The sequence below is a fragment of the Mesorhizobium sp. M8A.F.Ca.ET.057.01.1.1 genome (assembly GCF_003952565.1).
In the GTDB taxonomy this organism is placed as follows: domain Bacteria; phylum Pseudomonadota; class Alphaproteobacteria; order Rhizobiales; family Rhizobiaceae; genus Mesorhizobium.
Map to the genome: position 1 here is coordinate 5,362,120 of NZ_CP034454.1, position 13,208 is coordinate 5,375,327.

Annotated in this window: 15 protein-coding genes, 1 tRNA gene and 1 pseudogene; 12 read left to right on the top strand and 5 right to left on the bottom strand. The window is 62.2% G+C overall.

The genetic code is table 11. The features are described 5' to 3' along the window. Positions 1–18 precede the first annotated feature (18 nt). Positions 19–306, top strand: a complete 288-nt coding sequence (locus EJ077_RS25535) for a PTS sugar transporter subunit IIB (protein WP_127278918.1) — start codon at positions 19–21, stop codon at positions 304–306. A 33-nt stretch (positions 307–339) separates the two neighbouring features. On the opposite strand, the gene EJ077_RS25540 is transcribed toward EJ077_RS25535, so the two are convergent. The 4 genes and pseudogenes from EJ077_RS25540 to EJ077_RS32420 form a co-directional block, all read right to left on the bottom strand. Then, positions 340–1,734: a multicopper oxidase family protein gene (locus EJ077_RS25540; protein ID WP_208697277.1), complete on the bottom strand. Its 1,395-nt coding sequence runs from the start codon at positions 1,732–1,734 to the stop codon at positions 340–342. A 130-nt stretch (positions 1,735–1,864) separates the two neighbouring features. Continuing rightward, a pseudogene (locus EJ077_RS25545) lies at positions 1,865–3,519 on the bottom strand (DUF882 domain-containing protein). A gap of 1,040 nt (positions 3,520–4,559) precedes the next feature. After that, entirely contained in the window at positions 4,560–5,138 is a 579-nt protein-coding gene (locus EJ077_RS25550; protein WP_208697279.1) for a hypothetical protein, read from the bottom strand. 22 nt (positions 5,139–5,160) lie between these two features. Then, entirely contained in the window at positions 5,161–5,511 is a 351-nt protein-coding gene (locus EJ077_RS32420; protein WP_245458553.1) for a hypothetical protein, read from the bottom strand. A gap of 920 nt (positions 5,512–6,431) precedes the next feature. Here EJ077_RS32420 and EJ077_RS25560 point away from each other — a divergent pair. Together EJ077_RS25560 and EJ077_RS25565 are read left to right on the top strand one after the other, a co-directional pair. Further along, positions 6,432–6,827 carry a hypothetical protein gene (locus EJ077_RS25560; RefSeq protein WP_208697281.1) on the top strand — a complete coding sequence of 132 codons (396 nt, stop codon included), beginning with the start codon at positions 6,432–6,434 and terminating at the stop codon, positions 6,825–6,827. Between the two features lie 29 nt (positions 6,828–6,856). Continuing rightward, positions 6,857–7,246: a hypothetical protein gene (locus EJ077_RS25565; RefSeq protein WP_208697283.1), complete on the top strand. Its 390-nt coding sequence runs from the start codon at positions 6,857–6,859 to the stop codon at positions 7,244–7,246. 29 nt (positions 7,247–7,275) lie between these two features. Here EJ077_RS25565 and EJ077_RS25570 read toward each other — a convergent pair. Beyond that, positions 7,276–7,350: transfer RNA gene (locus tag EJ077_RS25570), tRNA-Thr, on the bottom strand. A gap of 161 nt (positions 7,351–7,511) precedes the next feature. Between EJ077_RS25570 and EJ077_RS25575 the strand changes: the two genes are divergently transcribed. The 9 genes from EJ077_RS25575 (at position 7,512) to yacG (ending at position 13,196) form a co-directional block, all read left to right on the top strand. Continuing rightward, on the top strand, positions 7,512–7,688 hold the full coding sequence (locus EJ077_RS25575) for a hypothetical protein (protein WP_208697284.1): 177 nt from the start codon (positions 7,512–7,514) through the stop codon (positions 7,686–7,688). Positions 7,689–7,817: 129 nt separating this feature from the next. Further along, complete coding sequence (murA, locus tag EJ077_RS25580) at positions 7,818–9,110, top strand: UDP-N-acetylglucosamine 1-carboxyvinyltransferase (RefSeq protein WP_208697286.1); 1,293 nt, start codon at positions 7,818–7,820, stop codon at positions 9,108–9,110. Positions 9,111–9,312: 202 nt separating this feature from the next. Then, on the top strand, positions 9,313–9,744 hold the full coding sequence (locus EJ077_RS25585; protein WP_208697289.1) for a DUF2948 family protein: 432 nt from the start codon (positions 9,313–9,315) through the stop codon (positions 9,742–9,744). A gap of 7 nt (positions 9,745–9,751) precedes the next feature. Further along, entirely contained in the window at positions 9,752–11,044 is a 1,293-nt protein-coding gene (hisD, locus tag EJ077_RS25590) for a histidinol dehydrogenase (RefSeq protein WP_208697291.1), read from the top strand. 6 nt (positions 11,045–11,050) lie between these two features. After that, positions 11,051–11,536 carry a UPF0262 family protein gene (locus EJ077_RS25595; RefSeq protein WP_208697294.1) on the top strand — a complete coding sequence of 162 codons (486 nt, stop codon included), beginning with the start codon at positions 11,051–11,053 and terminating at the stop codon, positions 11,534–11,536. Positions 11,537–11,583: 47 nt separating this feature from the next. Continuing rightward, the gene (locus EJ077_RS25600; protein WP_245458804.1) at positions 11,584–11,994 is read left to right on the top strand and encodes a low molecular weight phosphatase family protein; all 411 of its coding nucleotides are present in this window, start codon (positions 11,584–11,586) and stop codon (positions 11,992–11,994) included. Positions 11,995–12,138: 144 nt separating this feature from the next. Continuing rightward, positions 12,139–12,357: a translation initiation factor IF-1 gene (gene infA, locus EJ077_RS25605; protein WP_006329283.1), complete on the top strand. Its 219-nt coding sequence runs from the start codon at positions 12,139–12,141 to the stop codon at positions 12,355–12,357. An 18-nt stretch (positions 12,358–12,375) separates the two neighbouring features. Further along, complete coding sequence (locus EJ077_RS25610) at positions 12,376–13,002, top strand: Maf-like protein (RefSeq protein ID WP_208697296.1); 627 nt, start codon at positions 12,376–12,378, stop codon at positions 13,000–13,002. Then, positions 12,999–13,196 (top strand): DNA gyrase inhibitor YacG, encoded by a 198-nt coding sequence (yacG, locus tag EJ077_RS25615; RefSeq protein WP_127276804.1) that lies wholly within the window; start codon positions 12,999–13,001, stop codon positions 13,194–13,196. Before EJ077_RS25610 ends, yacG begins: the two co-directional genes overlap by 4 nt. Positions 13,197–13,208: the final 12 nt, after the last annotated feature.

The following is a 13,208-nucleotide window of genomic DNA, read 5'->3' on the forward strand; positions in this document are numbered from 1 at the left end:
CCCAAGGAGGAGCAGCAAATGTCCAAACAAAAAACCATTCTCTTTGCCTGCGGTACCGGGATCGCCACCTCGACGGCGGTCAACGTCGCCGTCACCGAAGCGATGAAGAAGCGCGGTCTTACCTTCAACGCGCAGCAGGCCAAGGCGACCGAAGTCCCGGGGCTGGCCGACAGTGTCGACTTCATCGTCGCCACCACGCCGATCTCGGCTTCGGTGACCAAGCCGGTCATCAAGGGCCTCGCCTTCCTCACCGGCATCGGCAAGGACAAGGTACTCGACGAGATCGAGGCGCAGTTGCGCAAGTAGGTCGCGGACAACGCGGCCTTCGATGGCCTGGCTTCAAACCACCCTGACGTAGCTCGTCATGCCTGATTTCTGGTGCTCGATGATGTGGCAGTGCAGCAGCCAGTCGCCGGGATTGTCGGCGATGAAGCCAAGGCTCACCTTCTCATTGGGCTGGATGAGGTACGTGTCCGAAATCAGCGGCTGAACCGGGCGCGTCGACGACGACAGCACCTTGAAGCTCATGCCATGCAGATGCATCGGATGCGATTGCGGCGTCAGGTTCTCCATGTCGATGATGTAACTCTTGCCGAGCTTCAGTTCGGCCAGCGGCGCGGTTGGATCGGATGTATCGCCCGGCCACGGCACTTTGTTGATCGCCCAGAAGCTGTAGCCGAGCGAGCCGCATATGCCGTCGCTCGGGACGTTCTCGGCGGTGGCGCTGAGCGTGAGCGAGATATGCTGGGCGGTGGTGAGATCGACCTGCGCCACCGGATTGGCCTCCAGAGGCGCGAGATCGCGAACATCCCGCTTCAGCGAACTGCCCGTCGCGCGCAACGTCGCGAGCACCTTGGGCTTGGTGCCCCTGACATCTCGCAAGCTGACGATCGCGCCCTCTTCGTCGGGCATGCGGATGGCGAGTTCCATGCGTTGGCCGGGTCCGATCAGCAGGGCATCGGGCGAAAAGCGCAGCGGCACCGCATTGCCGTCCAGCGCGATGACATCGGCCTCGGCGCCGTCGACGCGGAAAGCATAGATCCGGGTCACGTCGGTGATCGCCACCCGTAGCCGCACCAGCCCACCGGCCGGCGCGTCATATTGCGGCTGATCGAGCCAGTTCGCGGTGCGCACCGTGCCATAGGTGCCGGTTCTTGCCGCGTCGCGCGGCCGGAACTGGTCGATGAACTGGCCATCGTCGCCAAGGCGCCAGTCGCGCAGATTGAGGACCACTTCGGCATCGAATTTCGGATCGTTCGGGTTTTCGACCACGATCACGCCGGTCAGGCCATGCCCCATCTGCTCCAGCGTGTTGCAATGAGGGTGATACCAGAATGTGCCAGCGTCGGGCGGCGTGAAGGCATAGTCGAAATGATCGCCTGTGTAGACATAGGGCTGCACTAGGAAGGGCACGCCATCCATCTTGTTCGGCAGGCGAATGCCGTGCCAGTGGATGGTCGTCGGATCGTCGATGGCGTTTATCAGACGGGCGGCGAAGGGCTCGCCCTTCTTCATCCTCAGCACCGGCGGCATTCCGGCGTTGCCATAAGTCAGCACATCCCTGGTCGGGCCGACATCCATAAGCCTGGCCTGGATTTTTGCGGTCCGCAGCACAACCGGCTCGGGCGTGGCCGCGGCCCAGCCGCCAATCCTGCCGACCGCAGCAAGCCCGACACCGCTCGCGCCGACAACCGCCGCCGTTTTGAGAAGTGCGCGGCGTGTGAGTACAGTCATCTGGCGCTCCATGGAGGCAGACGGCTGCCCCGGAATCCCGGCGCCATAGCAGGAAACGGCCCCTTCTTACCAACGAAACCTGCTGGAGCGCAGGACTTTGGAAAATATCTTACAGACTCGCGCGGTCGACCTATCTGAAGCTGGCGACGGGCAGGAATTTCACCGCGGAGCCGGTGAAGCGCCGGTGATCGGACGTCTTTCCTCGCGGCTGGAATCCATCGAGATAAACCTGCTCCGGCGCCGTGCGGATGAAATTGGCGGCAACGATGGGCGCCGCCATCGAGCCGGCACCTTCGCTGCCGCGACCGGTTTCACGCGGACGGCCGGTCAATGCCGCGGGCACAGTCACGGCGGTGGCCTTGGGGTCGAGACGTGGCTGGACACGGTCGGCCTTGGGGCTTGTCCTGACACGTTCTTCGGGTCTCGACGCAGCGACTGCAATCGGCTGGCCAGCCAGCGGATCGAGACCGTCATCGGCGTGATGCATGGCCAGCAACGCGCCGATTGCATCGGCGGGTTTGGCCGCCTCCGGCTGTCGCGCGGGCCCCGTCTGGCCTTCGGGCCGCCATGTCGGGACAGGGATGTTGAGCGCCACCATGTCCGGACCGGCAATCGCGGAAGCGGGACCAGCCTTGCCCGAGGCAATTTCGGCGCCGGCGGCCGCCGGTTCAGCCCGCGCCGGAGATGCGCTGGCTACGCCGGGCGGCACGGTTTGCGGGGTTGGAATGCTGGCAGCGAGCTCGGTGCGCGGTGCGAAAGCGGGTACCGGCACCGCGCCGGCCGCCATCGCCATGACGATCGCTTCAGGCGTCCTCGCGGGCGTTTCTTCGGGGGAAATCATCTGAATTTCCGCCCGCTGGGCCGCCTCCGGCGCCACGATAGCGATGCCCTGTCCGGCCAGCTTGGGTTCAACGACCGTCTTGGAGTCACCGGCCGTCTTGGGCTCAACCGGCTTGGCCGGCTTGCGTGGCGCAGGCGCCACTTCCGCTGCATCGTCGGCTTCGTCCGTGCCGCGCCCGCCCAACAGCGACGCCAGCAAGCCACGCGCCGGCCTGCGTTGGCCGCCGTCGGCGCTTGCCAGTTCGATGTTGGGCGTACCGGTGGCCTTGCGCGATTTGTAGGCGGCAAACGCCTGCTCGTAGCCGGGCAGCGGTTTGCCGTCGCTTGGCACATGCAGCGTATTGCCGTTCGGGAAGACCCTGGCCAGTTCCTGGCGGCTGATGCCCGGCCAATGCCGCACATTGCCGACGTCCATGTGGATGAAGGGCGAACCGGAAGTCGGGTAATAGCCGACGCCGCCGCCCTGCATCTTCAGGCCGATGTCACGCAACTTCTTCAGCGGCACATCCGGCAGGAAGAAGTCCATCGCGCGGCCGACCATGTGCTGGCTTCCCGCGCCACGCCTTTCGAGCGGCCGCGCAGCATGGCGTTGGTGGCCGGGGAGCGGTAGGCGCTGACCACATGGATATAGGCTGTGGAGCCGCTGGCGCGGTAAGCCTGCCACACGAGGTCGAGCAGGCGCGGATCCATCCTGGTCGGTTCGTTACGGCGCCAGTCGCGCAGCATGAAATTGATCTTCTTCAGGCCCGCCTGATCGTAACGCCCGTCGCGCTTGAAGACGATCTCGGCCTTCTCGCCCGTATGGAGATGCTGAATGCGCAGGGCACGCGTTTCGGCGAACGCATCGGTGATGCACATGCAAAGGAAAGCGGCCATGAAAGCCTGCAACCGGGTCCAGAAGCGGAAACCGCCGGGCGCGTTCTGTTGGCTTTCAATCACGTTCATGCCTTGCACATCGTTCCTGTTTCGGGCGATTTGACGTCCTCGCCGGATGCGGAGCCTTCTTTTCAGCACCTTTCCCGGCGCTGCTTGACCAGCAGACAAGCCAGGCTTGACCAGGCGGGGGCCAGCCATTCCACAACACGTCATGTCGAAGAACAGCATCTTGGTTAACGAATCGTGTCATGCGGCGTTTCGACTGGAGATTGCCGAAGGCCGCTGTTGGGTGAGCCACGTTGTCTTCCGGCTGAACGCGCCAACGGCAGATGCCATCGGACTGTCCAGATTGCTGATGGACAGACCTGTGGTGTCAGCGCAACAGTGGTTTTGATTTCGGGAAATCTGGTGCTGCGAGAGAGGATTGAAGTCCCTCAAAGGCGGCACCTCAGCATTGAAAACAAAGGGCTTTTTAGGGCCAACGCGTCTATTCCCTGGTGGGCTTGTCGATAAGTTGCACGAGGTGCTCGCCACAGTCGCGGAGAAGGAACCGGACTGCCGGGTAGGACATCTAGGGCTTCTTCCGCTACCCGAGGACTACTCGACTCGGAAGTGACCTATGGCCGGGCCGATGGACAGCGTTGGGCGAGCCGCAAAGGCAAACATGTTGCTCATCGTGGAGTGTGGCCACTGTTATCATGTGGGCCGCTTCCGGGCCAACGATGTGGCCAAGGTGGTGGGATGGAACAAACCGCTGGAAATCATCCACTTCAAATGCAAGCGGTGTAGCCGAAAGGACGCCACCGTGCGGACCCAGTTCATTGATCAGGACCGCCCGCTGAAGGGTTACATTGAGTGCTACAGACGTTCAAGCGCTAGAATACTGTGCCTTGAGCCGGAGCCCAGCAGGGGACATTCCGTTCTGGGATGTGGAGCGGCAGATGCGGTGCGAGCGATGCACGCGGCGGGAGTTCGATGTGGACATACTGTTCCCCAGCGCGAGGCAGGGCATCAAAAATACGTGGGAGGCGGCTTTGGGCGTCCGTATGGTGCGGCGGGTGATCTGGAAAGATGATACCTCAAAAGACTAGTAGAAATTTTTGTCACCCTCATTTGTTTGAAACCGTCGGCGCCTTGATGTCGGTCCGGTAAAACCAATGCATCTGCAATTTCAAATCCAACACCGGGTCGTCATACCCCGCTGTAGTTAAACCCACACATTCCATTTTCTTATTTCTATAACTAGGAATCTCGATCCAACCGGTGCACCTATATCGTCGCGGATCATACCCGGGATTGTACTTGATATAGGAGATCACGACGGTTTTCGAACCATCCAGCATCTCCTCCCGCAACTGATGACAATCTAAATGCTGGGGGTTCACCAACTTAGATGGCTTAACTGTCCAAGGCCTGTAAGGCGCTTTCCGCCCGTATTCCAGGCCGTTGTCGATGAAGTATTCTCCATGCACCTTTTCGCGCCGCCCATAGAGGGAATACGAGGTATCCCATGTGGCCTGAAAGGCAGACAATTTGGCAAGCGCGTCGTTGGCCGCAGTCATTGGCTTACATTCCGGTTCTTCAACACGTTGCTCGCCTTGCAGATTTGCCCACGACGCTAATGGGAGACAGGTCACAGCGAATAGAAAGACCGCAGCATTCAAAGAATTTGTTTTCAAAAAGCTCATAGTGCCGTTCCCTTGGCGGTCGCTATTGGCAGCACACCTTGCGAACGTAAGTGTTACCGAATGTTGCGTAGGCGTCATCGGGAATTGCGCCTCTTGCCTTCATCTCGCTGACCAAGCTCTTTGCCATGGGCTCATCGAAGGTGTTGGCGAGGGTGATCGCATACCACCCATTGGTAGCAAGGTAGGCGGAGAGTGGTATGGAGGAGGTTCGGACATAAGCCTCCGCCTCTGCGTAGTTGCTGAAGCTCTTGACCTGGATGTGCCGCCGTCCAAATGGCCCGCCATCGTACTGATCAACGTGGACCCAGGTGTCGTGCATGTAGCCGATCTGGTTGCCGGCCTGGACTCGGTACCAGCGGCCGCTACTGCCCAAGACCGCCACTGGGCTCCCATTCCGCAGCACAGCGACATTCGTGGACTTTCCCTCCGGTAATGCCTTGAGGGGCGCAGAGCCCCTAGGGTGCCCTACCCGGCCGGAATGAGCTTCGGGAATCACCAGCGAGGGATTGGCAGAAGGCGGCGGCGTTGGGGCCGAGATCGGCGGCGGTGGCATCGGAGATGGTGCCGCACTTGCCACGGTTGGCTGCCCCGAGTCGGGGGGACGGTAACAACCTTGTACTTCGCCATCTCACTCATGGAGAGGTAGCGTATGTCGTTGCTGTCGTATTGAAGCGAAAGTTGGAGCAGAGCCGGGTCTACGCCCATCTCGATCATGTAGGTAATAACGTCCGCAGTGATTTGCTGGACGGCGGACACCGCCTCTTGAGTGCTAAAGGGAACGTCACCCTGAAACGACGACTTGTGGACGCCAATAGAGCCGGCCTCGGCGAAGCGTATCACTCCGCCCAGAAACGCCAACGAGCAAGCCGATGCACACTCAGAAACCCTAAACTGCGCTGTCCCTAAGCCCAGCCTTCGAATTAGCCGACCCAGCTCCATTGCCTTTTGAATGTTGCCGCCGGGAGATCGAAATGTAACTGCCTTGGCAGTGCTCGACCGCGCCAGTGCTTCAAAGACCGACAGGTCATCTTGGTAGGCGAAATCTCCAGACACCAAAATGTAGCGGAGCCCGCCGTCAGTCTCTCCCGCCTGGAACTGTAAACCGGCGCGAGCAGACGAAGCACCTAGCAACGCGGATACGGTACACAACAGAATCAGGATTGAAGAAACGCGAAACATGACCCAAGCACTACCCCTTGCCGAAGTCTAGCGTTGCCAGACCCAAGTTGTCGATTCCTTGTTGCGAAAATGATGAATTTCAGCGTGGAGTCTTATTGCCAGGAGACGATTCGAATGGGCGAGGCCAAGCAGCGAAAGACATTCTCTCAGCGGATTAGAGAAGACCAGCCGTTCTGCATCTTCTGCGGCGGGAACACCCCGAGCGAGACCGTCGAGCACTACCCACCCCGCAGCATCTTCGACGGCAAGCACCGGCCCAAAGGCATGGAGTTCGGTGCGTGTAAGGAGTGCAACGAGGCGTCGCGCGAGGCGGACCTCGTTGTCGCCACCCTTAGCCGCATGATGCCCGACTCCAAGACTGAGGCAGGACGGGTGGAAGTGAAGCGACTCATTCGTTCGGTGCTCAGCATTCCAGGGTTTGCCAACGAGGTTCGCCCCGAGCGAGACCAGCTAGGCACCTTGATCCGTCACCGTGTATCGCCGCCCAGCTCCCCTCGTGGAACTTCCTAAAGATCGACGGGCCGATTGTCGCTAGGTCCATGACCATCTTCGGTTCCAAGTTGGGCCTTGCGCTGCACACGACCACTACTGGACGTATTCTGTCTGCTAGCGGGGCCGTGGCGGTCCAGTGGTATTCGAACCTTCAGGCCTACCAGGACGCATTGCCGAAAGAGTTCCTGGCCATGTGCGGCCCCGGCATGACGCTCCGCCAGGGCGACTTCGAGGTGGGAGACCAGTTTCGTGTCGCCAGCGTGGTCCCCGATGACAGCGGCGGCTCTATGTCTGGCCACTTCGCTGTCTTCAGGGAATCGTTCGGGCTCTTGATGTTCGCCACCGAGGAGCCCAATGAGGTCCAGAAGGGCTGGGCCGTGTCGCCAGGCTTCCTGAAGCGGCCCCTCACGGTGGTCCCGATGCAAAGGGCACAGTAGTTATTTCTTCGATGCGCTTCGGAAAAGACTGGTGCTGCGAGAGAGGATTGAACTCTCGACCTCTCCCTTACCAAGGGAGTGCTCTACCACTGAGCTACCGCAGCCGCTGATGGCGGGGCTTCTGCCATATAGAACCGGCAAGCGCAAGGCCAAGAACAACGCTTCTGTGAAAGCCTTTGCCGGATAGCTTTCTATGACATGGCAGTGCCACAATTTTGGCTATCCCTGAATGGCGGGTTGGCTGGCTGCCAGCCGGGGCAGGACGATGAACGACACGACAAATCCACCGAAAAGCAGCGGAACGACCCGCAAGGACCGGCTCGCCGAGCAGTTGCGCGCCAATCTGCAGAAACGCAAGGCGCAGTCGCGCTCGCGCCGTACCGGCGGGGCCGACCAGCGGCCCGACGGGCTCGGCGCGGCAAAGGAAATGCAGAAAGATTAACTCAAATCGGCCACTCTTGGACCGGGGTGGGCGAAATCCTATTTCTTGAACCAGATTGGCCGATGGTCTAGACGGGCCGATACTCAAACGATTGAACCGGCCTTTTCTGGCCGAGAGGGACATTCTCCAATGGATCGCATCAGAATCGTCGGCGGCAACAAGCTTGCCGGAAGCATTCCGATCTCGGGCGCGAAAAACGCGGCCCTGCCGCTGATGATCGCCTCGCTTCTGACCGACGACACGCTGACACTCGAAAACGTGCCGCATCTGGCCGATGTCGAGCAACTGATCCGCATCCTCGGCAATCACGGCGTCGACTATTCGGTCAATGGCCGCCGCGAGAAGCAGAATGAGGGCTATTCGCGCACCATCAACTTTTCCGCCCGCAACATCGTCGACACGACAGCCCCTTACGAGTTGGTGTCCAAGATGCGCGCCTCGTTCTGGGTGATCGGGCCGCTGCTGGCCCGGATGGGCGAGGCCAAGGTGTCGCTGCCTGGCGGCTGCGCCATCGGCACGCGCCCGGTCGATCTGTTCCTCGAAGGCCTGCAGGCGCTGGGCGCAGATATCGATGTCGATACCGGCTATGTCATCGCCAAGACCCGCAATGGCCGTCTCGTCGGCAACCGTTACGTCTTCCCCAAGGTCTCGGTCGGCGCCACCCATGTGCTGATGATGGCGGCATCGCTCGCCAAGGGCGAGACGGTGCTCGAAAACGCCGCCTGCGAGCCCGAAATCGTCAATCTCGCCGAATGCCTCAACGCCATGGGCGCCAGGATTTCCGGCGCCGGCACGCCGACCATCACCATCGACGGCGTCGAAGCGCTGTCGGGGGCGCGCGTGCGCGTCATCCCCGACCGCATCGAGACCGGCACCTACGCCATGGCCGTGGCGATGACCGGCGGCGACGTCGTGCTGGAAGGCGCACGGCCGGAGCTGCTGCAGACGGCGCTCGACGTGATTTCCCAGACGGGCGCGGAGATCACGCCGACCAATTCCGGCATCCGCGTGAAGCGCAATGGCGCCGGGATTGCGCCGGTCGACGTGACCACGGCGCCCTTCCCGGCCTTCCCGACCGATCTGCAGGCACAGTTCATGGGCCTGATGACCATGGCCAAGGGCAAGTCGCGCATCACCGAGACGATCTTCGAAAACCGCTTCATGCATGTCCAGGAGCTAGCCCGGCTCGGCGCCCACATCACGCTTTCGGGCCAGACGGCGATCGTCGACGGCGTGGCGAAGCTGAAGGGCGCGCCTGTGATGGCGACCGATCTTCGCGCTTCGGTCTCGCTGGTCATCGCCGGCCTCGCGGCCGAGGGCGAGACCACGGTCAACCGCGTCTACCATCTCGACCGCGGCTTCGAGCGGCTGGAGGAAAAGCTTTCCAATTGCGGTGCGGTGATCGAGCGCATTTCAGCTTAACGATCCGCGGTCGCTTGGCGAAATCATCCGCAAAGCGTCCTTCTCCCGTCGCCGTACGGGGAGAAGTGCCCGCAGGGACGATGATGAGGGGTGCGCAAAACCTGCGGCAAATGCCTCTGGCGGGATCCCTGTCGCGGTTGCACCGATCGGAAAGACCGCCTAACAGAAAGGCTGATTGCCAACCTTTAGGTGTGAAATCCGCATGGCCCTCAAACTCATTGCGCTCGACGATCAGGATCTGAGCATCGTCTCGGCCCATCTCCAGGACGCCGTGATGAAGGTCTCGGACCTCCAATTCCTGCCCAAGGCCAAACGGTTCGTGCTGACCATGAACCGTTTCGTGTGGGAGGCCAAATCCGGCCTGTTTCGCCAGCACAATGAGCGGCGGCAGGCGGTGCTGCATTTCGACCGGGTGCTGGGCGCCAAGACCAACGGCATTGCCCGCGACAAGCCGGCCGAAATCCTCTCCCTGCTGGCGATCAGCTTTATCGAGATAAGCAAGCCGGCCGGCATCGTCGAACTGATTTTTGCGGGCGGCGGCACCATCATGCTCGATGTCGAATGCATCGAGGCCCGCCTTGCCGATATCGGCGGTGCGTGGGAAGCCACCTCGCGCCCCATCCACAGGGCTTGAGCATACGATGGCCATCACGCTTCGCCAGTCCGACGCCGATTTCGAGCAGCGTTTCGCCGCCTTCCTCATGACCAAGCGCGAGGTATCCGCCGATGTCGACGCCGTGGTGCGCGACATCATCGCTCGCGTGCGTGCCGAGGGCGACACGGCACTGATCGACTACACGCAGAAATTCGGCGGAGGCGACCTTGCCGAGCTCGGCATTGCCGTCTCGGCGGAAGACATCGCCGACGCCTATGCCGAGGCCGATCCGGCCACGGTCGAGGCGCTGAAATTCGCACGTGACCGCATCCGGTCCCATCACCAGCGGCAAAAGCCGCAGGACGAACGCTACACGGATGCCGCCGGCGTCGAGCTCGGCTCGCGCTGGACCGCGATCGAGGCGGTCGGGCTCTATGTGCCGGGCGGCACGGCAAGCTATCCGAGTTCGGTGCTGATGAACGCCGTGCCGGCCAAGGTAGCCGGCGTCGAGCGCATCGTCATGGTCGTGCCGGCACCGCACGGCGTCGTCAACCCGCTGGTCCTGGTGGCGGCGGATATATCAGGCGTCTCCGAAATCTACCGCGTCGGCGGCGCGCAGGCGATCGCCGCACTTGCCTATGGTACGCAGACGATCAAGCCAGTGGCCAAGATCGTCGGCCCCGGCAACGCCTATGTCGCCGCGGCCAAGCGGCGGGTGTTCGGCACGGTCGGCATCGACATGATCGCCGGGCCGTCGGAAGTGCTTGTGGTGGCCGACGGCGGCAATGATCCGGAGTGGATCGCGGCGGACCTGCTTGCCCAGGCCGAACATGACGTGTCGGCGCAGTCGGTCCTGATCACCGACGATCCGACGTTCGGCAAGGCGGTCGAACGGGCGGTCGAGCGTCAGTTGCAAAGCCTCTCGCGCGGCGATACGGCGGCGCAGAGCTGGCGCGATTTCGGCGCCGTCATCCTGGTTGCGACGATCGAAGCGTCGCTGCCGCTGGTCGACCGCATCGCGGCCGAGCATGTCGAACTGGCCATCGACGATGCAGAAGGCTTCCTCGCGAAGATGCGCAATGCCGGTGCCGTCTTCCTCGGCCGCCACACGCCGGAAGCCATCGGCGACTATGTCGGCGGCTCCAACCATGTGCTGCCGACGGCGCGCTCGGCGCGCTTCTCATCGGGCCTGTCGGTCCTCGACTTCGTCAAGCGCACCTCCGTCCTGAAGCTCGGGCCGGAGCAGTTGCGCATGTTGGCACCCGCGGCGATCGCACTCGCGCGGGCGGAAGGGCTCGACGCGCATGGCCGCTCCGTCGCCGTACGTCTGAACATGTAGGCCGGCATGACGGGCTCCGATCAAACCCGCGCAAAGCTGATCGATGTCGAACTCGATGAATCGATCGGCCGTTCGACGCCCGATGTCGAGCATGAGCGGGCGGTGGCGATCTTCGACCTGATCGAGGAGAACCGTTTTCAGCCCGTCAACGACAGCGGCACGGGTCCTTACCGGCTGAAGCTGTCGCTGGCCGAGTCCCGTCTAGTCTTTGCCGTGGCGCGCGAGGACGGCGCCGCTGTCGTCACCCACATCCTGTCGCTGACGCCGCTCAGGCGCATCGTCAAGGACTACTACATGATCTGCGAGAGCTACTACGACGCCATCCGCTCCTCGACGCCGAGCCATATCGAGGCGATCGACATGGGCCGCCGTGGCCTGCACAATGAGGGCTCTCAGACACTGATGGATCGGCTCTCCGGCAAGATCGACATCGACTTCGACACGGCGCGACGGCTGTTCACGCTGGTCTGCGTGCTGCACTGGCGGGGTTGACCCTGGCCCCCGGAGCCCTGCCCCGCTCGGTCCTGTTCCTGTGTGGCATGAATGCCGTGCGCTCGCCGATGGCCGAGCAGCTGGCGCGCCGGATGCTGCCCCCCACCATTTTCGTCGCCTCGGCGGGTGTGCGTGCCGGCGAGCGCGACCCGTTCGTCGATGCCGTGCTTGCCGAGGACGGCCTGACGCTTGGCGAACGTCATCCACGGACGCTGGACGATCTCGAGGACGACTATTTCGACCTGATCGTCACACTGGCGCCGGAGGCCCACCATGCCGCGCTCGAACTCACCCGCTCGCTTGCCGTCGAGGTGGAATACTGGCCGACGCCGGACCCGACCGACGCCGGCGGCACGCGCGAACACATCATGGCCAGCTATCGCGACGTCCGCGAGCGGCTGAAGTTGCGCATAGCCCGACGTTTTTTGCTTCCAGGAGCAAAAAACGCGACGGATTAAGCGTGTTCACAAGCGAACGATTATCATATAGGTTCCGCCGAAATTCCGGCCAGAGTCGGAAGTAGAGCATGATCCGAGAACCGCTTCACACTTCTCGGCATCATGCTCTAGGCGCCGAAACTGCCATCCAAGCAAAGGTATCGAATGCCGAAGGAAGAAGTCCTCGAGTTTCCGGGTATCGTCACGGAATTGTTGCCCAACGCGATGTTCAGGGTGAAGCTCGAAAACGAACACGAGATCATCGCCCATACGGCCGGCCGCATGCGCAAGAACCGCATCCGCGTGCTGACCGGCGACAAGGTTCTGGTCGAAATGACACCATACGACCTGACCAAAGGCCGCATCACCTACCGTTTCAAGTAAGATCAAGACCCGAGCGCGATGAGCATTTTGCAAAAGCTGGTGCTTGCCTCGGGTTCGCCGCGCCGCATCGAACTCTTGCAGCAGGCCGGCATCGAGCCTGACCGTATCCTGCCAGCCGATGTCGACGAAACGCCGCTACGTGCCGAGCATCCGCGCTCGCTGGCCAAGCGCTTGTCGAAAGAAAAGGCCGAGAAGGCGTACGCGTCGCTGAAGACCGAGACCGATTATGCGCCGAGTTTCGTGCTGGCCGCCGACACGGTGGTTGCCGTCGGGCGGCGCATCCTGCCCAAGGCCGAAACGCTGGACGATGCCGCCAACTGCCTCGGGCTCTTGTCCGGCCGTTCTCACCGGGTCTATTCAGGCATCTGCCTGATCACGCCGGGCGGCAAACTGCGGCAGCGGCTGGTCGAGACGCGGGTGCGTTTCAAGCGGCTGCCGCGCGAGGAGATCGACGCCTATGTCGCCTCGGGCGAATGGCGCGGCAAGGCCGGCGGCTATGCCGTGCAAGGCCTCGCCGGCTCCTTCGTCGTCAAGCTCGTCGGCTCCTACACCAACATCGTCGGCCTGCCGCTCTATGAGACGGCGGCGCTGCTGTCGGGCGAAGGTTTCAAGACCCATCAAAACTGGTCGTCCGCGCGACCATGAGCCTGGACGACAAAGTCACGCCGCTGCGGCCCAAGCGCCCGTGCCCCGAATGCGGCAAACCGTCGGCGCGCGAGACCTATCCGTTCTGCTCGACGCGCTGCAAGGACATCGACCTCAACCGCTGGCTGAAGGGCGCCTATGTCATCTCGGCCCGCGACGACGAGGAAGAACCCGACGCCGACGATCCAAAATAAGACGAGCGCCCG

Bases quoted from the DNA above. Each gene is read 5' to 3' on its own strand.
- EJ077_RS25585 (WP_208697289.1), top strand. From the start codon at position 9,313: ATGGCCCTCAAACTCATTGCGCTCGACGATCAGGATCTGAGCATCGTC.
- EJ077_RS25600 (WP_245458804.1), top strand. From the start codon at position 11,584: ATGAATGCCGTGCGCTCGCCGATGGCCGAGCAGCTGGCGCGCCGGATG.
- EJ077_RS25595 (WP_208697294.1), top strand. From the start codon at position 11,051: ATGACGGGCTCCGATCAAACCCGCGCAAAGCTGATCGATGTCGAACTC.
- EJ077_RS25565 (WP_208697283.1), top strand. From the start codon at position 6,857: ATGACCATCTTCGGTTCCAAGTTGGGCCTTGCGCTGCACACGACCACT.
- EJ077_RS25610 (WP_208697296.1), top strand. From the start codon at position 12,376: ATGAGCATTTTGCAAAAGCTGGTGCTTGCCTCGGGTTCGCCGCGCCGC.
- EJ077_RS25540 (WP_208697277.1), bottom strand. From the start codon at position 1,734: ATGACTGTACTCACACGCCGCGCACTTCTCAAAACGGCGGCGGTTGTC.
- EJ077_RS25560 (WP_208697281.1), top strand. From the start codon at position 6,432: ATGGGCGAGGCCAAGCAGCGAAAGACATTCTCTCAGCGGATTAGAGAA.
- EJ077_RS25575 (WP_208697284.1), top strand. From the start codon at position 7,512: ATGAACGACACGACAAATCCACCGAAAAGCAGCGGAACGACCCGCAAG.
- yacG (WP_127276804.1), top strand. From the start codon at position 12,999: ATGAGCCTGGACGACAAAGTCACGCCGCTGCGGCCCAAGCGCCCGTGC.
- hisD (WP_208697291.1), top strand. From the start codon at position 9,752: ATGGCCATCACGCTTCGCCAGTCCGACGCCGATTTCGAGCAGCGTTTC.
- infA (WP_006329283.1), top strand. From the start codon at position 12,139: ATGCCGAAGGAAGAAGTCCTCGAGTTTCCGGGTATCGTCACGGAATTG.
- EJ077_RS25550 (WP_208697279.1), bottom strand. From the start codon at position 5,138: ATGAGCTTTTTGAAAACAAATTCTTTGAATGCTGCGGTCTTTCTATTC.
- murA (WP_208697286.1), top strand. From the start codon at position 7,818: ATGGATCGCATCAGAATCGTCGGCGGCAACAAGCTTGCCGGAAGCATT.
- EJ077_RS25535 (WP_127278918.1), top strand. From the start codon at position 19: ATGTCCAAACAAAAAACCATTCTCTTTGCCTGCGGTACCGGGATCGCC.